General features: G+C 44.8%; 21 protein-coding genes and 1 pseudogene. 17 read left to right on the top strand and 5 right to left on the bottom strand.

The features are described from left to right. The first annotated feature begins 22 nt into the window (after window positions 1-22). Window positions 23-1,182 (top strand): annotated as a pseudogene (locus tag G5S52_RS02630) (MalY/PatB family protein). A 228-nt stretch (window positions 1,183-1,410) separates the two neighbouring features. Here G5S52_RS02630 and G5S52_RS02625 read toward each other — a convergent pair. Then, complete coding sequence (locus G5S52_RS02625; protein WP_368737438.1) at window positions 1,411-1,866, bottom strand: c-type cytochrome; 456 nt, start codon at window positions 1,864-1,866, stop codon at window positions 1,411-1,413. 150 nt (window positions 1,867-2,016) lie between these two features. Here G5S52_RS02625 and G5S52_RS02620 point away from each other — a divergent pair, with 150 nt between their 5' ends. Further along, window positions 2,017-2,631 carry a cytochrome b/b6 domain-containing protein gene (locus tag G5S52_RS02620; RefSeq protein ID WP_165011652.1) on the top strand — a complete coding sequence of 205 codons (615 nt, stop codon included), beginning with the start codon at window positions 2,017-2,019 and terminating at the stop codon, window positions 2,629-2,631. Window positions 2,632-2,677: 46 nt separating this feature from the next. Here G5S52_RS02620 and G5S52_RS02615 read toward each other — a convergent pair whose 3' ends face one another. Together G5S52_RS02615 and kdgK are read right to left on the bottom strand one after the other, a co-directional pair. Continuing rightward, window positions 2,678-3,301: a bifunctional 4-hydroxy-2-oxoglutarate aldolase/2-dehydro-3-deoxy-phosphogluconate aldolase gene (locus G5S52_RS02615; RefSeq protein WP_165011651.1), complete on the bottom strand. Its 624-nt coding sequence runs from the start codon at window positions 3,299-3,301 to the stop codon at window positions 2,678-2,680. A 9-nt stretch (window positions 3,302-3,310) separates the two neighbouring features. Next, window positions 3,311-4,225, bottom strand: coding sequence for a 2-dehydro-3-deoxygluconokinase (gene kdgK, locus G5S52_RS02610; protein WP_165011650.1), 915 nt, complete (start codon window positions 4,223-4,225; stop codon window positions 3,311-3,313). A gap of 349 nt (window positions 4,226-4,574) precedes the next feature. On the opposite strand from kdgK, the gene G5S52_RS02605 reads away from it, so the two are divergent. The 15 genes from G5S52_RS02605 to G5S52_RS02525 all read left to right on the top strand — a co-directional run bounded on the left by G5S52_RS02605 (window position 4,575) and on the right by G5S52_RS02525 (window position 16,110). Next, the gene (locus G5S52_RS02605; RefSeq protein WP_046303262.1) at window positions 4,575-5,627 is read left to right on the top strand and encodes a PTS fructose transporter subunit EIIC; all 1,053 of its coding nucleotides are present in this window, start codon (window positions 4,575-4,577) and stop codon (window positions 5,625-5,627) included. A 36-nt stretch (window positions 5,628-5,663) separates the two neighbouring features. Next, window positions 5,664-5,978 carry a PTS fructose-like transporter subunit IIB gene (locus tag G5S52_RS02600; protein ID WP_039849953.1) on the top strand — a complete coding sequence of 105 codons (315 nt, stop codon included), beginning with the start codon at window positions 5,664-5,666 and terminating at the stop codon, window positions 5,976-5,978. 117 nt (window positions 5,979-6,095) lie between these two features. Continuing rightward, window positions 6,096-6,923 carry a helix-turn-helix transcriptional regulator gene (locus G5S52_RS02595; protein ID WP_165011649.1) on the top strand — a complete coding sequence of 276 codons (828 nt, stop codon included), beginning with the start codon at window positions 6,096-6,098 and terminating at the stop codon, window positions 6,921-6,923. A gap of 443 nt (window positions 6,924-7,366) precedes the next feature. Continuing rightward, window positions 7,367-7,651 carry a DUF7684 family protein gene (locus tag G5S52_RS02590; RefSeq protein WP_205743740.1) on the top strand — a complete coding sequence of 95 codons (285 nt, stop codon included), beginning with the start codon at window positions 7,367-7,369 and terminating at the stop codon, window positions 7,649-7,651. A 185-nt stretch (window positions 7,652-7,836) separates the two neighbouring features. Next, window positions 7,837-8,181, top strand: coding sequence for an antibiotic biosynthesis monooxygenase family protein (locus G5S52_RS02585; protein ID WP_165011648.1), 345 nt, complete (start codon window positions 7,837-7,839; stop codon window positions 8,179-8,181). Between the two features lie 151 nt (window positions 8,182-8,332). Beyond that, window positions 8,333-9,115 (top strand): hypothetical protein, encoded by a 783-nt coding sequence (locus G5S52_RS02575; RefSeq protein WP_165011647.1) that lies wholly within the window; start codon window positions 8,333-8,335, stop codon window positions 9,113-9,115. Window positions 9,116-9,258: 143 nt separating this feature from the next. After that, window positions 9,259-9,549 (top strand): hypothetical protein, encoded by a 291-nt coding sequence (locus G5S52_RS02565; RefSeq protein WP_165011646.1) that lies wholly within the window; start codon window positions 9,259-9,261, stop codon window positions 9,547-9,549. A gap of 161 nt (window positions 9,550-9,710) precedes the next feature. Then, window positions 9,711-9,998 (top strand): ribonuclease E inhibitor RraB, encoded by a 288-nt coding sequence (locus G5S52_RS02560; protein WP_235956055.1) that lies wholly within the window; start codon window positions 9,711-9,713, stop codon window positions 9,996-9,998. Between the two features lie 172 nt (window positions 9,999-10,170). Further along, on the top strand, window positions 10,171-10,632 hold the full coding sequence (locus G5S52_RS02555; protein ID WP_165011250.1) for a hypothetical protein: 462 nt from the start codon (window positions 10,171-10,173) through the stop codon (window positions 10,630-10,632). Then, window positions 10,629-10,979: a toll/interleukin-1 receptor domain-containing protein gene (locus G5S52_RS02550; protein ID WP_235956054.1), complete on the top strand. Its 351-nt coding sequence runs from the start codon at window positions 10,629-10,631 to the stop codon at window positions 10,977-10,979. The genes G5S52_RS02555 and G5S52_RS02550 overlap by 4 nt, the downstream gene beginning before the upstream one ends. 600 nt (window positions 10,980-11,579) lie before the next feature. After that, entirely contained in the window at window positions 11,580-11,972 is a 393-nt protein-coding gene (locus G5S52_RS24335) for a DUF5958 family protein (RefSeq protein WP_368737437.1), read from the top strand. A gap of 133 nt (window positions 11,973-12,105) precedes the next feature. Next, window positions 12,106-12,522: an SMI1/KNR4 family protein gene (locus tag G5S52_RS02545; protein WP_165011644.1), complete on the top strand. Its 417-nt coding sequence runs from the start codon at window positions 12,106-12,108 to the stop codon at window positions 12,520-12,522. A 523-nt stretch (window positions 12,523-13,045) separates the two neighbouring features. Further along, entirely contained in the window at window positions 13,046-14,317 is a 1,272-nt protein-coding gene (locus G5S52_RS02540; protein ID WP_165011643.1) for a DUF6602 domain-containing protein, read from the top strand. Between the two features lie 91 nt (window positions 14,318-14,408). Continuing rightward, the gene (locus G5S52_RS02535) at window positions 14,409-15,524 is read left to right on the top strand and encodes an FRG domain-containing protein (protein ID WP_165011642.1); all 1,116 of its coding nucleotides are present in this window, start codon (window positions 14,409-14,411) and stop codon (window positions 15,522-15,524) included. Between the two features lie 172 nt (window positions 15,525-15,696). After that, window positions 15,697-16,110, top strand: a complete 414-nt coding sequence (locus tag G5S52_RS02525) for a GNAT family N-acetyltransferase (protein WP_165011640.1) — start codon at window positions 15,697-15,699, stop codon at window positions 16,108-16,110. A 195-nt stretch (window positions 16,111-16,305) separates the two neighbouring features. Here the strand turns inward: G5S52_RS02525 and ylqF are convergent, their stop codons facing one another. Continuing rightward, complete coding sequence (gene ylqF, locus G5S52_RS02520; protein ID WP_046305320.1) at window positions 16,306-17,250, bottom strand: ribosome biogenesis GTPase YlqF; 945 nt, start codon at window positions 17,248-17,250, stop codon at window positions 16,306-16,308. A 147-nt stretch (window positions 17,251-17,397) separates the two neighbouring features. Next, complete coding sequence (locus G5S52_RS02515) at window positions 17,398-18,162, bottom strand: EAL domain-containing protein (protein WP_235956053.1); 765 nt, start codon at window positions 18,160-18,162, stop codon at window positions 17,398-17,400. Between the last annotated feature and the right edge of the window lie 162 nt (window positions 18,163-18,324).

Raw genomic sequence — 18,324 nt, 5'->3', positions numbered from 1 at the left:
ACAGACCCTATGGACACAAAGAATGGATGCATCAACCCACCAATTTGATTTTGATAAAGAAGTCGACCGCACAAAAAGCCATAGCGACAAATGGGACAAATACAAAGGTCAGGACATCCTTCCAATGTGGGTTGCAGACAGTGATTTCCAATCCCCACCGGCGGTAATCGAAGCGCTACAGGAGCGCGTATCTCATGGTGTTTTCGGCTATACCCATGCATCAGAAACCCTGACGGAGATTTTCGTCGCCCGCATGAAGTCACGCTACAACTGGGACATTCAACCTGAGTGGGTGGTCTATCTTCCGGGCTTGGTATGCGGACTCAACATCGCCGCCCGTGCTTTAACGGATGAAGGCCAAACCATCATCAGCCCTAGCCCAATCTATCCACCTTTCATTTCTTCCGCCAAGTTTGCTGAACGCCCTTTAGTGAAAGCCACAGTGAAGCTGACAGATGGCCGCTGGATGCCGGATTTGGAAGAAGCAGGGGAACAAGTCTCAGGTAAAGGCGGTTTACTGCAAATGTGTAACCCTCTGAACCCGGGTGGAACGGTGTATACCCGCGAGGAATTGGAAGCGACACTCGCATTTGCGGAAAAACATGACTTGTTCGTGTGTTCAGACGAGATCCATTGCGACTTGATTCTGGATGGCGACAAGCAACATATTCCATTCGCAAGCATCAATGAAAGTGCCGAGCAGCGCAGCGTGACGCTCATGGCACCGAGCAAAACCTTCAACATCGCTGGCCTTGGAGCGTCTATCGCTATTATCCCCAATGCGAAGCTTCGCCAGCGCTTTAGCAAGATAAAGCGCGGCATCGTTCCGGGCGTTAATGTGCTGGCTTTCACCGCTGCCGAAGCAGCTTATCAACATGGCGAAGCTTGGCTGCAAGAGCAACTTTGCTATCTCGCAGGCCACCGCGATTACCTGATGCAGGAAATCAATGCCTTACCCGGTATGAAGCTGGAACACATCGAAGCCACTTACCTTGCCTGGATTGATTGTAGTGAATTGCCCGTCGATAACGCTCATCGTTTCTTTGAGGAAGCGGGCGTGGGGCTTTCCCCCGGGCTGGACTTTGGTAACCGCAAATTCGTCAGACTGAACTTCGGGTGCACCGAAAAACGCTGGAAGAAGCAGTGCGTAGAATGAAAGCTGCAGTCAGCTCACTTTCTTAACCACTTCGGCTCAAAGAAAAACAGCGCCAAAAGGCGCTGTTTTTGTCTGTTCGTTATAACGCCAATACCAATCACAGTAGATAGATGATCGGAAATAGCGCAGGAAAAATACTCGAGAACAAGGCGGAAAATTTCGATCAGTAGTTATTCTACAATCAAATTTTTTAACGCAGTTATCGAGCATTTTAACAAGCTAGGATGAGCAGATATTTACTACGATTGGTATCATTAGCGCTTGGTACGAAAACCTCGGTGACACGCTTTACAGGAGCGGTCGGCACTTTTGATTGCCGCTTCCAGAGCATCATCATCTTGCGCGACGGCTGCATCAGCCATGGAAACAAAGCTGGTTTGCAGGCCATCAAGGCCAGATTCAAACTTATCCCACTTAGTCCAAACTGCTGGCTTACTGCGGCTGTCAAAGCTACTGCCTTCCGGGAACATTCCTTTCAGTGCACCAATTGTATCGGCGTTTTTGATTGCCAGATTACGGATGGTTTCCCAATCCGAGTCACTGCCATCTTCGGCTTTCTTCAAGCTCTTGAATGTGTCTGCAATAGAGAGGAAGTTTTGCTGGCGATTATCAATCACTTCAGAAAAATCCTGCGCAATTGCTGCACCAGATACCATCAGCAGAGCACTGACCAACCCGATTGCTTTACTTCTTGTTGCAATTCTTTTCACGACTTTATCCCTGTAATGCTGTTGAATCGACGAATAACATCATAAAACCTAACAATTTTATGGATATTTCTGTTAAAACTCGACAGAAAAATTGTAACGTTTCGCGTTAAACTCCAAGCCTACATTTTCCGGGAGAATCAGGAACAAATCATGAAGATATGGGACGCACCTACCCGCATTTATCATTGGCTACAAGCTGTATTGTTTACGGCGATGTGTGTGACCGGATTTCTTCAAGAAGGTCCACACCTGACCATTGGCCTCGTACTCGCTGCATTGCTGGTTTGGCGGATCCTATGGGGTTTAGTGGGCAGCAAGACCAGCCGATTTCTGCATTTTGTGAAATCACCGCGTTCAGCCGTGAACTACCTCCTCGGTAAAGAGGAGCATGACGGTGTCGGCCATAACCCTGCCGGTGGGCTCATGGTAATTATCATGCTGTCATTGTTGGTATTTCAGTGTTTTATCGGGATGGCCCAAGCCGGGTATTTTGATGATTACATCAGCGACGAAAGCTGGCTGTATGACATCGATCTTCTGGCTGCTCTCCACCTTTATGGCGCGTATTTGTTGATGGGGTTAGTTGGTGTGCACCTCGCCGCCATCGCCATTTACAGCGCAAAAGGAAAATCATTGGTGAAAGCGATGATTACGGGAAGGCAATCCCAGTTGCAACCCACCTCCCTGTTCTTCCGGTCAAACAAACGGGCAGGTGCGATACTGCTCGGGATAGGTGGATTTCTCACTTACTTCGTTTCTGGTTGATACAAAAACAGCGCCAAGTAGGCGCTGTTTTTTATTCAATTGTCGGTTAAGCAATGATGCCAGCCACTTCACGAACCAGCACGGCCAATTCATCCCAGCGAGCCTCATCAATCAGATTGTTTGGCACCATCCAGGTTCCGCCACAGGCAATCACAGAAGATACCGCTAAGTAATCCTTCACATTCTTAGGGCTCACACCACCCGTCGGCATAAACTTCACTGGATACACGGCAGACATGGCTTTCAGCATGGCGACACCGCCAGAGGCTTCTGCAGGGAAGAATTTCAAGGTTTTCAGACCCATTTCCATCGCCTGTTCAACCAGACTTGGATTATTCACGCCCGGTACAATCGCCATACCTTTTTCCTGACAGTACTTCACCGTGGTCGGGTTGAAGCCCGGACTCACCACAAAATCGACACCCGCTTCGATGGCAGCATCGACTTGTTCCTTATTGAGCACGGTACCTGCACCAATCAGCATGTCAGGAAATGCATCTCTCATGTTGCGCATGGCCTGCGCCGCCTGCTCGGTGCGGAAAGTCACTTCTGCGCACGGTAACCCATTTTCAATGAGCACTTCTGCCAGTTTCGCCGCTTTTGATGCGTCGCTGATAGCAATTACTGGCACCACTTTGATGGCATCAAGTTTCTTTTCAATCTCAGTCATCGTTCTACCTTAAATCGTCGGCATGGCGCTTAATGGAATGATTGCACCATGATGTTGAATCACTTGTCCAGCCAGCTTGTGACCAGCTTGAGCGGCCGCTTCCACGCCACCGCCAGTTAATCGTTTAGCGATATACCCTGCACTGAAAGAGTCCCCCGCTGCGGTCGTATCAACCACCTGAATCACTTTCTCTGCAGAGACTTCTGTGCGTTTCTGGTGGGTGAACACTTCGCAAGGTTTAGCACCATGCTTATAAACCACTTCGCTGACACCAAGGCTTTGAGTACGCAGCAATGACGCTTCAACCGTTTCATCTCCCCAGAGCGCCTGTTCATCATCAAATGTCAGCATGGCAATGTCAGTAAGCACTAACATTTCTCGATAGGTAGCCTGAGCTTCATCAAAAGAATCCCACAGCACCGGCCGGAAGTTATTGTCGAACACCACCCTGCAATGAGGTTTGATAGCGGAAAGAAAAGAGAACAACGTCTGCCGCGCTTCATGCGGCAAAATAGCCAGGCTGATACCGCTTAAATAGACGAGGTCAAAGCTCTTCAGACTGGCTTTGAGCGCCTCAGTATCGGTTTCATTCAGCCAAAACTTTGCCGCGGAGTCATTGCGCCAATAATGGAAATGCCGCTCGCCATTTGGGTCAGTGGAAATACTGTAAAGGCCGGGAAGTTTGGTCGCGCTGCGATGAACGTATTGGGTGTTGATGCCTTCCGCTTTCCAGCGTGCGAGCAACTCTTCACTGAAAGGATCTAGGCCTAAACCAGTGAGATAGGCAATGTCCGCATCTGGAAGCAACCGACTCAGGTAAACTGCGGTATTCAGCGTGTCTCCACCCATTCCTTGCACAAGCGCATCGCCTTGGCGACTGAGCTCTACCATGCATTCACCAATGAGTGCGATGCGCAGTGTCATAACGTTCTGAAGTCTCCACGAAAATCGAACGCCAACTATGGCATAAAGCCTTTGCATATGACATTCCAAGGCCGCCACACATCTTTCATCTGTGATGGAACACATTGTTTTAACGAGGGTTAACTCTATGGGGAGCATATTTCATGCTTCCTATCTGCTATTGCTCTCTCATTTTTAGCCTCGTAAGACACTGATCTATAGCGATATGTGATTGCCTTCTCAGTCGAATCAAGATGCAACATTTCTCCAGTAAAGGGCTTATTTGTCCAATATATTAAGCAAAATGCCGGGCGCATAATCAGACCAACTCAAAACACAAATCTATAAACCGAACTTAAAGGTCTGAATCATGAAAACGAATATTGCTGAACTAAAACGGCACCTTCTCACCGGCACCAGCCACATGCTTCCATTCGTTGTTGCAGGTGGTGTTCTGCTGGCTCTGTCAGTGATGCTGAACGGTAAAGGTGCAGTGCCAGAAGGTGTATTCCTGGAAGGTCTGTGGGACATGGGTATCGCAGGTTTCACCCTGTTTGTACCAGTGCTGGGTGGCTACATTGCTTACTCTATCGCTGACCGCCCTGCGCTGGCACCGGGTATGATTGGTGCTTACCTGGCTAACCAGGTTCAAGCTGGCTTTCTTGGCGCTATCGTGGTGGGTTTCATCGCCGGTTACGTCGTTCTGCAACTGAAGCGCATCCCTCTTTCCAACAAGCTTAAAGCGCTGTCTACCTACTTCATTATCCCTATCGGCGGTACCTTCATTGTATCTGCACTGGTGGTATGGGTTATCGGTCAACCAATCGCAGCATTCATGGCATTCATGAACGAAGGTCTGCAATCCATGGCTGGCGCTTCTAAAGCGATTCTGGGTGCGGTACTTGGCGGTATGACAGCATTCGATATGGGCGGTCCAATCAACAAAGTTGCCACCCTGTTCGCACAAACTCAGGTTGGCACGCAGCCATGGCTGATGGGCGGCGTAGGTGTAGCAATCTGTGTTCCACCACTGGGTATGGCACTGGCAACTTTCCTGGCGCCTAAGAAGTACTCTGCGGAAGAACAGGAAGCGGGTAAAGCAGCGGCAATCATGGGCTGTATCGGGATCACTGAAGGTGCTATCCCATTTGCAGCAAACGACCCAGCGCGCGTTATTCCAGCCATCGTGGCAGGCGGTATGGTCGGTAACATCGTGGCCTTTATGGCGGGTGTTCTGAACCACGCACCATGGGGTGGTCTGATTGTCCTCCCGGTTGTCGAAGGTCGAATGATGTATGTCGTCGCGGTCATCGCCGGTGCAGCAACCACAGCACTGATTGTGAACGCACTGAAGAAGCCTGTCGCTGACCGCGAAGAAGAAAAACAAGCACAAACCGAAGAACTGGAACTGTCCTTCGATTAACGAACAAAGCAATAAGAAATACATAGGTAAATGAATATGAAATTGATTGGTGTAACTTCTTGCCCTTCTGGCGTAGCACACACTTACATGGCAGCCGAAGCACTGGAAACAGCAGCAAAAGCAAAAGGCTGGGACGCGAAGATTGAAACCCAAGGCGCGATTGGTATCGAAAACGAATTGACCGCTGCTGAAATCGAAGCTGCTGATGTGGTTGTCCTGACAAAAGACATCGCTATCAAGAAAGAAGAGCGCTTCGCGGGTAAGAAAATTGTTCGAGTCACTGTGACTCAAGCGGCAAAGCAAGCCCCTGAAATTATCGCCAAGCTGGAAAGCATGCTGGCGCAAGCGTAAGTAAAAACAAACCGCGGTAAGGTTCCCCTGCCGCGGTTTTCCCGTTCAGGCTCGTAAGGCACATCCTTTTTAATCCCCTTTTCCACGCTTTACGCTTCGTTTTAGAAGGCTCCATCCATGCAACACAATATCGCCGCTTCCCTTAGCAACTTTCATGGCACGCTTGCCAAGGTATGTTGCAGTGAAAACACCCCGCCAGAGGGCGCGTACCAGGTAAACTTCAACCGTCTGGAAGTGATTCTGGAAGGGAAATACGACCTGATTGTGGATTCAAGAAACGGCGAGAAGACGCTGGAATTACAACAAGGAGAGATGGTCTACATCCCTTCCAATGCCTGGAGCAAACCCACATGGGAAAACAGCTGCAAGATGATGTCGATACTGTTCGGCAAGCATCAGGTTGGCTTTAGCTTCGTGCATTTTGATGAAAACGAAGGCTACGTCGATGTGCAAAAGCACGCCATGCCTCTCCCCACATCCATGGCAGTTGAACATGTTCTGGATGCACTCAACAGCATGACCGATGAAAGCCGCTCAGTCGTGATGGCCGACCACCTCGCCAATGCGTTGTTGGTTTACTGCAATGAACTACTGCAAGGCCCACAGCAAGAAAAAGTCAGCCGTGGCGAGAAGCTTTACCGAAGTATGTGTATTTACGTACAGGAAAACTTCCACAAAGACATCACCCGCGTCTCCGTAGCCAGCCGTTTTGGTGTTTCCTCTGCGCATGTCTCCCGCCTGTTCAATCAAGAAGGCTCAGTGAAATACGCCGATTACGTCACTTACGTCCGACTCGACCGCGCCAAATTTATGCTCAAAAAGTACAACTTTAAAGTGGATGAGATCGCCCACCGCTGCGGGTTTAAAGACACCAATTACTTTTGCCGGGTGTTTAAGCAGAAAACAGGGAAAACGCCGAGTGAGTATCGGTTGGGGGCCGTATAACGCTCCGGCCACACATTTTAGACAAAGCGATTCCAACCACGAACCACGCCATTCTCGAAAGCCTTCGATAACAATTGAAGGCGTAGTAAGCAACTTTTAACCAATCCTAATCAGAGCTTTCGTTTTTAAAACGTTTTTGCCCCAAAGTGAGTTAGCGTTTCGACCATCTGAGTGCTCGAATCATCCCAAAAAGCCTGAATTTTTCTTAGGCATTTCCACTGTATAAAAGTACAGAATTATGTATATAGTAAAAATATGAACGCTTTTAATACGGGACGCCCGATTTCTCATTTTTGGGCCACAAGCATATAAGTCAATCCACTGATTCTACTAAGCTATATGGTAAAGTGACTTAAGTGTACGCGGACTAAACGGGCGTCTCGGTTTTGGACTAAACGGGCTTTATGCCCGCTAATAAGTTGTTATATGCTTTGGAGCTATCGATGACAAATTTAAAAGTTGTTCTCATATGTCAAAGTCGATACTCACCAATGTACGATGATCAACTTATATCTCTAATAAACAAAGGTTATGAGTTGGTCTGTGTGGTAGGTCAGGGATGCCAACATTGGGAAGATGTAATCGATGAACTTGCTGTAGGCGACGGAACGGACCCCAAGTTTATTGTTACTACTAGCCATCCTGACGAATCAGTTGAAGATGTAGTTGAGTTCGCAAAAGCACTTTCAACATCCGTCGCTTCAGATATTGATATCGTCCAAATATAACAAAGCCATCAAACATCGCGCCCTGCGGGCGCTGGACTCGCAAAAATCGCTCGCCGTTTATGGCAGCGTTATGTGAATGGCGAAAAATCACAGAATCTAATCTCTAACTTCTTGCTACAACTCATATTTACAGCAGCTCCAATTCGGTAAAATGCTCGAATATATTAGTCGCAGTCTGGTGAGTGATGATCGCAGTAATTTTTGAAGTACAGGTAGCTGAGGGTAAAACTTCTGAATATCTAGATATTGCAAGTGAACTAAAACCGCTGCTATCAGATATTGATGGTTTTATCTCAATCGAGCGTTTCCAAAGTCTAACAAATGACAGCAAGGTTCTATCTTTGTCATTTTGGCGTGACGAAGAAGCAATTCAAGAGTGGCGCAATCTAGAATCTCACCGATTTGCTCAATTAAAAGGTCGTGGTGGAGTTTTTGAAAGCTACAGACTCAGAGTTGCGGGTGTCATCAGAGACTATGGCATGGACATACGTTCAGAAGCCCCAAAAGATAGTATTGAGGCACACGGCTAAAATTCACATAACAAACTGTTTAAGAGTGATTCGCAACGCGTGGCATTTTTGCTATGCGTTGCGTTTAGTGTTTAAGGTGGTATGCGGCGGCATTAGTATTGCGTTTGCTCACACCTTAACAGGGCGTTAGGTGCTAAGAGGAAATAATTAAATGTTGTCGAACAAAGTTCTAGAGTGGATGAATAAAACTGGCTTTCCACTAGAAATGAAAACAGCTCTTAGCTTCCGAAAACAAAGCTTCGACGTTTATCAATCGCATTACTACAAAGACTTTGAATCTGATAAAAGTCGAGAAATTGATGTATTGGCATTACATATAGATCAAAACAGCACAGGTATAGTAGACATTGCTTATGTCATGGAATGCAAAGCATCTAAAAAGCCTTGGGTTGTGCTCAAAGGCGACACTTTGTCAGATAGTTACCACCGATTAAATTCTTTCTGTATAGCTTCAGATGCCGGAAGAGAAGCCTTTGCGGATAAACTAGTTAACGGCGAGTTATCGTATATCCGAGATTATACAGAGAAATCGAAATATGCAGGTTATGACTTTCGACAGGCTATGGGAGGTGATCATGACCCAGCCTATGGTGCAGCGGTTGGGGTAATCAAGGCTTGTTTGGGTTATATAAAAGACCGCACATGTAACATGCCAGACAGGTTATGTTATTGTTTTCCTGTAATCGTGGTGGATTCCCCATTGTTTGAATGTTCGCTTAATCAAGATGGCGAGTTAGAACTTCAGGAAGTACAGCGCAGTTGTTTTCAATTTAGCTCCTACCATCCTGAGAGAGTGTCTACGACAGTAACTGTAATTACTAAGTCGGAACTTGATAAGTTTTCCAGTGAAGCTGAAATGGTTGCGGAGTCAATACGACATGAATTTGCAGCTAAAGAAAGAGAGCTTTTTGAAAAACTGTGCAAACGCACCTAACAAACTGTTTAAGAGTGATTCGCAACGCGTGGCATTTTTACTATGCGTTGGTTTTAGTGTTTAAGGTGGTATGCGGCAGCTTCGGTATTGCGTTGCTCACACCTTAACAGAGCGTTATGTTTTCTTTGATGTAGGAGTAATAAATGGATTTTGGTATCGCAGCCCTAATTCTCATAGCCGCAGCAGCATTTTACTACTTCGTATTGTACTCAAAGCCACAGGACGATGACTGGCAAAAATTACCAACACTTTCTGAATACTTATCAACTCACCCTGAATGCAGAGCAGATGATCCTGAGAATGCAAAATGTTTCAGTTGTGGTTCTGATAAGGTTATCTTTCAGCCTTTGACCACTCATGAAGACCCTCGTTACAAACACATTTGTTTATCCTGCAGAAAGACTCTATTCAAAAGCAAAGCTATCATGTCGTAGTGTCTTTAAATTGCACCGGTAAGTTGGTCAACATAACAAGGCTATAAACGGGACGCTTTGTCACTGCGGCAGCTTTTCAAAGTGGTGAATACAAAGGATTAAGCAGTTTCAGGTGGTTTGGTAAGCGCCCGTTATTGCGACGTTATACAGTAGGGGAGTTTATGGAATATCCTGATGACGATATTGGCGATGTATTTCGTAGAATGGAGGCAAGCAAGTTTGATTTCTCTAAAGAGCATATCGTCGATTTTTACGCTGTTTTTGCCACTAAAGAAGAGGCTGATAGAATTGCCAGGATGTTCGTTGCAGATGAATGCCGATATGTGAATATTGAGACTCGCCCATATGAAGAGGGTGGGATGGAACTAGAGATCTCTAAAAGATGCTTGTTACGTATGAGTCAATATTTGAACTTCAGAAGCTTTTGGCCGAGAGGGTTGCCATGGTGAAAGGCTACTTTGATGGTTGGGGTGTAATGCAGGAGTAGCTGTATAACAAGCGAATGAACGAGGGACGTTTACTCGTGGCGTATTTTTTCATGGAAATGCTGTGATTCACGCGTTTCAACCTACCTGGGCTAGTAAACGCCCGTTATTCGAACGTTAAGCACAAGGAGAGACGGTGGTACACAATTACATGTATGTATTTGAATGTGATTATGGTGATCGAGTAAAAGAGCGAGCTTTTATAAAAGACATCCTCAGAAACTTCGACAAGGACTATGCCACGATGGTTGGAGTAGTAGTAAATAATAATCCCTACTGTTTATCGTTTCACGTCGCAGTAAACCTCCAAGATGACCCGGTTAATTTTGAGTCATGGCTTAGGGATCACTATCCAGAAAAAATTAAGCGTCACAACGTTTTTCTTAGAGATACATTTTTATACAACGTTGTGACCTTTGTAGACGAAGAAGTGGTTGACTTCGCTTTAACTAAAGAAGGTGGTGAGCCGCCTTTTTTGTGGCCAGAGCAAGAGTATTTTGAAGAAAAAAATCCACAGTATGCATGTATGAAAAAAATGAATCTAGAGTTTTTATCAGTCACTCTTCAAAAGACAAAGAACTTATTGTCAATCCGATGAATTCCTACTTTCAAGCAAATGATATCGCTACCTGGCTCGATAGCTATGAGATCGACTATGGGGACAATATTTACTTAAAAGTAAATGAAGGAATAGAAAATTCGGATGTTGGGCTATTTGTTTTGACTGACAATTTTTTTGATAGTGAAAGCGGTTGGCCATTATCTGAATTCTCTACATTTTTTATGGAGATGATGAAATCAAATAAAAAGGTTTTAATGATAAATGCAGGTGTATCGCCTGATAAAATGCACGCAATGATGAAGTCATATAAATACTTAACATGGAATAACAGCTCAGCGTTACCCGAAATTGCTAATGCTGTGAAAAGAGTTCTAAGTGCTTAACAAGTCACTACACACGGAAATTTTACTCGCTGCGCTCCTAAAATTCCGGTGAGTGAGGCGTTAGTATTCAAGGAGGGTAAGTGTATAAAAAAGCGTATCTAGTGGTGGTTCATCTATTCGCATTGCTTGGCCTTTATACATGCGCTGTTAATGTCTCTGAACAACTACCATTTAACAGTTGCTCTACACAACCATATGCTAACGTCCCATCTCCCGATGGGCAGAAAGTAGCAATTGCAAGTTATACTTACTGCAGGGACGAGCCTAGTACAATGACAGTAATGTTGAGGCTTAGTGGTAATGAAGAACGTTATATCGAAGTATTCAAAGCCGTGTATAGCTCAAATTCTCCAATGAGCTTGTATTGGAACAACTCCGATGAATTGGTACTAAGTTTTCCTGCGAGCGTATCTCCGACGACTACACCGTTTAGGTTTGAGGGCACTGATATTTACTACGAGCCTTATGAAAACTAACAAGCAAATCAACGAGGGACGTTTACTCGTGGCGCATTTTTACATAGAAACGCTGTGATTTAGGCGCCTCAATCAGTTTGGGCTAGTAAACGCCCGTTATTAGAACGTTATACCTCAGGATTATATGAGTGAGATTGAGCTGAAAATAAATGAAATTGCCCAAGGTTTTCTTACGAGAGAGCAGGGAAAACTGTGGTTCAACAATCTGAAAAATCGGGAAAAGTCAGAAGCTCTGAGTTCTTTATCTAAGTTTATAACTCAGTCACACCCGACAAATGAAGAAGTAAGCAAGGCAATTGTTATGTCTGGGCTAAACCCAAACTTCACACCATGCGTGTTAATAAGTAAGTTTGATCTCAGTGATGCTTTGCACAAGATAAATTTGTTGCCAGATATCGAGATTGATAAATCTTGGTGTTTGCTTATGTCGCTATTCACTATAAGTGACTCTCGCCGAAGAAAGCTGTCATGTGGGAAAGGGTGTAGGCACTGGTGGCACAACCTAAAATCGGTATAACAAGGCAATCAACGAGGGACGCCTTGTCACTGCGGAAGCTTTTCAAAGTGTTGTGAATACAAGGGATTAAAGCGGTTTGGGCGGTTTGATAAGCGCCCGTTATTGCGACGTTAGTTTTCATGGAGGAGGTCGTGTGGACTTCGAAGGATTGAGAGCGATAGAGGAAAAACTAAATCTAAAGCTTCCAAGTGAATACGTAAATTTCATTCTGTCATATCCAAAGTTACCTGATTCGGAAGAACAAAAGTACCTTGAAGAGACGATCTTTCGGGATTCTGAAACAGTAATTCGTGACAACGAATTTTTCCGAGATGAATTGTTGGAACTGGTACAGGAAACTTTCGATATTACTTTAGCATGGGGTAAGCACTTCTTGCTTGTTGGGTCAGACGGGTGTGGTAACTACTACTTTTTAGACACAACGAGAACTCCTGCGCCGGTTCACTTCTTTGACCATGAATCAGGCGGATTGGAGTGTTTGGCATCGGACATACACGGACTGTACAAGCACTTTATTGACACCTCTAATGAGGTAAGGTCTTGGAAGTAAGCTAAAAACTAACAAGCGAATGAACGAGGGACGTTTACTCGTAGCGCATTTTTCCTTCGAAACTCTGTGATTCAGGAGTTTCAATCGGTTTGGGTTAGTAAACGCCCGTTATTCGAACGTTATATCGCTTTATCATTTGCGTGTACTCAGTCTGAGGTTTGGCAAGCTAACCCGTTTTTCATAGCAGGCGGTTTAAAATGGTTTGGCTTTGAATTGCCGCCAGGCAGTTCGGTTAAAGTGTCTGTTTTGCAATGTTCGGTGTTGTGTTCAAACGAAAAGGCTTTTTCTTGGTGGTTTGTCAAAGCTTTTCGGTTTGGGCTCAAGTGAGAAAGTCTTGTTCAAAAGGTGATTGGCGGCAAGCCGCGAAAGTCTTTTGGTAGCGTATAACAAGGCTATAAACAGGGACGCTTTTTCAATGCGGCAGCTATTTAAAGTGTTGTGAATACAAAGAACTAAAGCAGTTTGGGCGGTTTGGTAAGCGCCCGTTATTGCAACGTTATATTTTCCCCATAGGCAGTCGAAAATGATAAAAAATGTCGCAGAATTGTTGCAAGGCTTCATGAAAGAAGAGTCAGACAAGCTAAATGCGTACGAATTGAAACATGGCCCAACGATTGGAGATATGTATGAAGGTTTATCAGCAGACCTATTGAATAGAGCTATCCCACCACAGCTAAATTTACAAATCGTAGATGGCTTCATAACGGATGGAGGTGAAATCTTATCTGGTCAAATGGATTGTATGTTAGTTCGCGGTGAAGGCGAGCAAATTCCGTATACTAAATCGTTCAAATGGCACGTTAAAGATGTGCTTGCTGTGTTTGAAGTAAAGAAAAATTTGTACTCAAAAGATTTAATCAATTCATTTTATAAATTAAGACAAGTTTCTGAAAGTTACTCTAAGTACCTATTTGAAGGAGAACATAAGGAAAATGAAGCAATAGACTTATCTCCTTCTTACAAAACATTCTCACAACTTACGGGGATTACGGCACCAAATTACCATAATAGGGAAACTCTCTCTAAAGAGAACGAATTAATATACACCACCATTTTCATGGAGCAATTAATGCCCGTTAAAATTGTGCTTGGTTATGATGGTTTCTCTTCTGAATTTGGTTTAAGAGAAGGTCTTATAAAATTCTTAGAGGAAGAAGGAACTGGTGCAGGTTATGGCGTCCCTTCATTTCCACAATTAATTATCTGTGGTGAACATTCATTGGTTAAGGGAAATGGAAGACCGTATTTATCACCTTTAAGGGATGGTTATTGGGATTTCATGTTGTCTAGCAAGGCAAACCCAGTACTTTTTATGCTTGAATTTATTTGGACAAAGATCTCGCTTGAGTTTGATGTGGGAATGCCGTGGGGTGATGACCTTGAAATGGAGGGACTAAATGAGTTCCTAAGAGCGAAAGCTGTTATCAAAGAAGATCAAGGTGGCTGGATGTTTAAGTATGATGAGTTATCAAAAGAAACTCTGGAATCCAGAACATCTACTATCGAGTGGGAGCCAGTCGAAGTTACTTCTTCTGTATACGCAATATTCCATCAACTAACTAAAAGCGATGTCTACACTAAAGAGCTTGATTTTATAGAGTTTGCAGAAAAAGAAGCGGGAAGTGTCAGTGATTTTATAGATCAAATCACTTCTACTAATTTTGCAACTTACGATGGTGAAAGTTTATCATTAAACTCTGAAAATCTTATTGCCGCAGTATTACCTGATGGTCGTTTTGTCCTTGCTGAAAACAATTCGGGGCGGTTTGACGCTTGGTTGGCGAGTAATTACTAGAAAATATAACAAGTTGCTGCACTCGGAATAATTACTCGCTTCGCTCTTAATTATCCGGTGAGCAAGGCGTTAAGTTTATAATGAGGTATCAATGAAAGGTCAGTGGGTAGGTGAATTTAAAGGCACTAATAGTGGCAAAGCTGTTATTAACATAGATGAAAAATTGGAAGCTTTTAGTGGCGTAGCATACTTCTTTGACTACGATGCAAGCAAGCCTATGCTTACAGCTCATTTTGAAATTGAAAAATGTAACATCTCGTCAGGTATTGGTGAGTGTAAGAGTAATTGGATAAACCCTTTACAACCAGGCTCATTTACTGAAGTTACTTGGGATGCTGTAAAACAGTTTTACCCCAATGTTACGTTTCCAAAGACGATAAACATATCCTTCGAGCGGGTAGGAAGCGAGCTTAAAGTATGCGCGAAAACGGAGATTGACACTGAAGTTGAAGGTATATTTTCAATTTCGTCCTTGGATGCTGCGTCAGAACTCCAAGTAACAGAGATGTCTTGGGATGAGTTCAAGTTGTTTGTTTTAACAAACCAAAAAGAATTTATCTATCGTGGTCAAAATGAACCTTGGAAACTCCAAACAAGTTTCCATCGCCGAGGTAGGTATGACCTTACAAGGTATCAAGTAGAAGATATACCTCAGCTCCATAGAGCACTAAGTTCTAAAACTCAACATGTATTTAATTTATCAAACCCTCAAGAGCATGGCGCTTTTTTGAATCTGGCACAACATCATGGTTATCCAACCCCGCTGCTCGATTGGTCTCACTCCCCATATGTAGCCGCCTTCTTTGCTTTCCGAGGCATATCAAAGCATCAAGCGGAACAAAACCCAAATAAAAAAGCTAGGATTTATATCTTTGACTCAATTCAGTGGAGAAAAAGCTGGGTTCAAAATCAAAACATGCTTACGGGGCAAATGCATTTGTCTGTTATCGATTTACTAGCTATAGAAAACAACAGAATGGTACCGCAGCAAGCAACTACTACTGTTACGAACGTTGCTGACATTGAATCTCTAATAATTGATAGTGAGAAAGAAAGTGGCAATAAGTTTCTACAAGTAATAGATATTCCGTGGAGCGAACGTAATTCAGTTGTAAGAGAGTTGACCTTAATGGGGTTAACAGCAGGCTCTTTGTTTCCTGGGTTAGATGGGACATGTGAAGAGCTTAAGGAAAAAATGTTTGAGTGAGAATAAACTTAACAAACTGTTTAAGAGTGATTCGCAACGCGTGGCATTTTTACTATGCGTTGCGCTCAGTGTTTAAGGTAGCATGCGGCGGCTTTGGTATTGCGTTGCTCACCCCTCAACAGGGCTATGTTTTTCAGTGATTTCAATAAATCTATCACAAGGAAATTGAGTTTTGTGCAGAGTAGCTATACGGGAATACGAAGATAGTGACTGGCTTGTTACTTGTAGCATTCATGATAGGGCGAGGGCAATTGAACTCAAAGGAACATGTGACGAAAAGGCATTCGTACCGCTAGCGGAAGATGTTAATGACTTGGAAAGTTTCACTTTATCTCAAAAGTTCGTGGCATGCATCAACGAGCAAGTTGTTGGTTTCGTCGGCATAAGGGACTGTGAAGTGACATGGTTGTATGTTGACCCTAATGAGTTTCATAAGGGAATTGGGCGTCAACTACTTAAGCATGGGTTGGAAAAAATCCGCGATAAAGCAGAAACTTATGTGCTTGAAGGTAACTTGTATGCCAGGAACCTGTATGAGAGTGAAGGGTTCAAGGTGATAACCAAATTTAATAGCCATTCCATGTGAAGTGTTAAAGCTTTCACAATAATTAATGGCCAAAAAAATAGCTTCATGTTTGAAGCTCGACGCTTAGCCTGATTTGTGTTCACAGCATTCCTCCGCTGTTCTAAGGAGTGAAAGAACCAAAAGCCAAAACAAAAAGCCCCGCATTCGCAGGGCTTTTCAATCTCAACTCTCGAAACTCTTATCTCGAATCTTGCCTTAGCGCTTATTCTTCAAATAACGTTTACGACGCTCTTCTTTGTGTTTCGCTTTTTCTTCTGCTTTCTGTGCTGCGGCTTCTTCTACTTCAACCAGTTCCTGGCTGATCATGTCTGGGTGCTCCAGCGTGATGAGACCCAGTGCGCCGTTGCGAAGATCGTTAATCAGAATCTCTGAGGCTTTGTGCAGGTCGATACGGCCGCCAGCACGCAAACAGCCGCGCTTCTCGCCAATCGCTTCCATCAGTTCCACTTCAGTTTCCGGTAGCTCTTCGATGTTGTAGCGCTTTTTCAGCAGTTCTGGGTACGCGCTTGCGAGATATTCCACGGTGTAGAATGCCACTTCGTCATATTCCATCGCGGTATCTTTTACTGCGCCAGTCGCTGCAAGCCGGAAGCCACTGTGTGGGTTTTCCACTTTTGGCCACAGGATCCCTGGGGTGTCAGAAAGTACCACACCGTTTTGCAGGTTAATGCGTTGCTGTTGACGGGTCACAGCCGGTTGGTTACCGGTTTTCGCGACGACACGGCCAGCCAGTGTGTTAATGATGGTGGATTTACCGACGTTCGGAATACCCATGATCATGGTGCGAATGTTTTTGCCCATTTCTTCACGGTGAGGGGCAAGCTTACGGCAAAGATCCATGATTTTGTTCACTTCACTGATTTGCTCAGTGGTGATCGCCATCGCTTTTACGCCTTGCTCTTTCTCAAGGTGATCAAGCCACAGGGCAGTCATCTCCGGGTCAGCCAGATCGCGCTTGTTCAGCACTTTAATCACTGGCTTATCTTTGCGGATGCGGCGAATCATTGGGTTTTCGCTGCTAAATGGAATGCGCGCGTCGAGTACCTCGATGATCACATCGATTTTTGGTACCACTTCTTCGATTTCTTTGCGCGCTTTGTGCATGTGGCCCGGAAACCACTGGATGGAATTGTTAATCATGCGAATGATTGCCTTTGTAATTCTGTATAAACGCCTGTCAGCATGCGCTGAGGCGAAAAGTTGTCGGCGATTTTAGCACTTAACGGAGGCTTGATAAAAAATAACTGGAAGAACAGGGGGAGAGTGGTGAGAGATTAGCCGATTTTCTTATTCGACCTTCTGGGTCGGCCCGCGCTTGCCTGGGTTGGCAGCAAAGAAATCTTCCAAGCGCTGTGGCATGCCCAAATAGAAACCCTGGAAGTAATTGATGTGCAGGGCGCGCATGGCTTCGTATTCTTCCTGATTCTCGATGCCTTCCACTAATATTTCAGCATTCACTTCGTTGGCGAGGGCAACAGCACGCAGCATGGTTTCTACTTCGCCTTCTACATAACGTTGCACTAAAGAACGGTCGATCTTAATTAGGCTTGGGCGAATCATACGTACACGCATTTCCTCTGAGCCCTCTACGCCGTAGTCATCTACTGCGATTTGGAAGCCGTTATTAATAGATTGTGTAATGGCAACGGAGAGCGAGAGGGTGTCGGCATGCAGGTGTTCGACAACTTCCAACACAACATGATGGCGGGGGATTCCCAATTCGGCGAGGCGCTTAACTATCAGATTCTGGTTGGAGAAGGTTTCAATAGAAGCGACAGCGGAAGACGGCAGCATGTTGAGGAAGATTGAGTGATTGCCAGCAAAGGATGAAAAGTTTCGGAGATGGATAACGCGGGCAAGTTTGTCGATACTGATTTGGTTTATAAAGTCCGGATGGTCGTGATCGAGCTTTCTGAAAAGATGTGCAGGGCAGGCTGGCTCTCCATCCGTTTGTCTGGCCCGCACCAGTGCTTCAAACCCAAGTACCGTACCATTTGCCCGGAAGATAGGCTGAAAGACACTGCGAAGTTCCAATCCATTGAAGACAGCCATCACGTCACCATTTGTATCGGTGCGCAGGCATTCCTCAAATTCAGATTGTGTCCTCAAGTGCTTAACCACGACTACCTTACCTCTCAATCAGACCTGACCGATGTTACGCGAAAGCGTACTATCGGCAAATCAATCATTAGCTTGCATGCTAGATTAATGTGA

The organism is Grimontia sedimenti, assembly GCF_011045095.1.
GTDB classification, from domain to species: Bacteria; Pseudomonadota; Gammaproteobacteria; order Enterobacterales; family Vibrionaceae; genus Enterovibrio; species Enterovibrio sedimenti.
The sequence above is the reverse complement of the archived record's forward strand: the minus strand, read 5'-3'. Positions and strand labels throughout refer to the sequence as shown.

Bases quoted from the DNA above. Each gene is read 5' to 3' on its own strand.
- G5S52_RS02620 (WP_165011652.1), top strand. From the start codon at position 2,017: ATGAAGATATGGGACGCACCTACCCGCATTTATCATTGGCTACAAGCT.
- G5S52_RS02615 (WP_165011651.1), bottom strand. From the start codon at position 3,301: ATGACTGAGATTGAAAAGAAACTTGATGCCATCAAAGTGGTGCCAGTA.
- kdgK (WP_165011650.1), bottom strand. From the start codon at position 4,225: ATGACACTGCGCATCGCACTCATTGGTGAATGCATGGTAGAGCTCAGT.
- G5S52_RS02605 (WP_046303262.1), top strand. From the start codon at position 4,575: ATGAAAACGAATATTGCTGAACTAAAACGGCACCTTCTCACCGGCACC.
- G5S52_RS02600 (WP_039849953.1), top strand. From the start codon at position 5,664: ATGAAATTGATTGGTGTAACTTCTTGCCCTTCTGGCGTAGCACACACT.
- G5S52_RS02595 (WP_165011649.1), top strand. From the start codon at position 6,096: ATGCAACACAATATCGCCGCTTCCCTTAGCAACTTTCATGGCACGCTT.
- G5S52_RS02590 (WP_205743740.1), top strand. From the start codon at position 7,367: ATGACAAATTTAAAAGTTGTTCTCATATGTCAAAGTCGATACTCACCA.
- G5S52_RS02585 (WP_165011648.1), top strand. From the start codon at position 7,837: ATGATCGCAGTAATTTTTGAAGTACAGGTAGCTGAGGGTAAAACTTCT.
- G5S52_RS02575 (WP_165011647.1), top strand. From the start codon at position 8,333: ATGTTGTCGAACAAAGTTCTAGAGTGGATGAATAAAACTGGCTTTCCA.
- G5S52_RS02565 (WP_165011646.1), top strand. From the start codon at position 9,259: ATGGATTTTGGTATCGCAGCCCTAATTCTCATAGCCGCAGCAGCATTT.
- G5S52_RS02560 (WP_235956055.1), top strand. From the start codon at position 9,711: ATGGAATATCCTGATGACGATATTGGCGATGTATTTCGTAGAATGGAG.
- G5S52_RS02550 (WP_235956054.1), top strand. From the start codon at position 10,629: ATGAATTCCTACTTTCAAGCAAATGATATCGCTACCTGGCTCGATAGC.
- G5S52_RS24335 (WP_368737437.1), top strand. From the start codon at position 11,580: ATGAGTGAGATTGAGCTGAAAATAAATGAAATTGCCCAAGGTTTTCTT.
- G5S52_RS02540 (WP_165011643.1), top strand. From the start codon at position 13,046: ATGATAAAAAATGTCGCAGAATTGTTGCAAGGCTTCATGAAAGAAGAG.
- G5S52_RS02535 (WP_165011642.1), top strand. From the start codon at position 14,409: ATGAAAGGTCAGTGGGTAGGTGAATTTAAAGGCACTAATAGTGGCAAA.
- ylqF (WP_046305320.1), bottom strand. From the start codon at position 17,250: ATGATTAACAATTCCATCCAGTGGTTTCCGGGCCACATGCACAAAGCG.
- G5S52_RS02515 (WP_235956053.1), bottom strand. From the start codon at position 18,162: ATGGCTGTCTTCAATGGATTGGAACTTCGCAGTGTCTTTCAGCCTATC.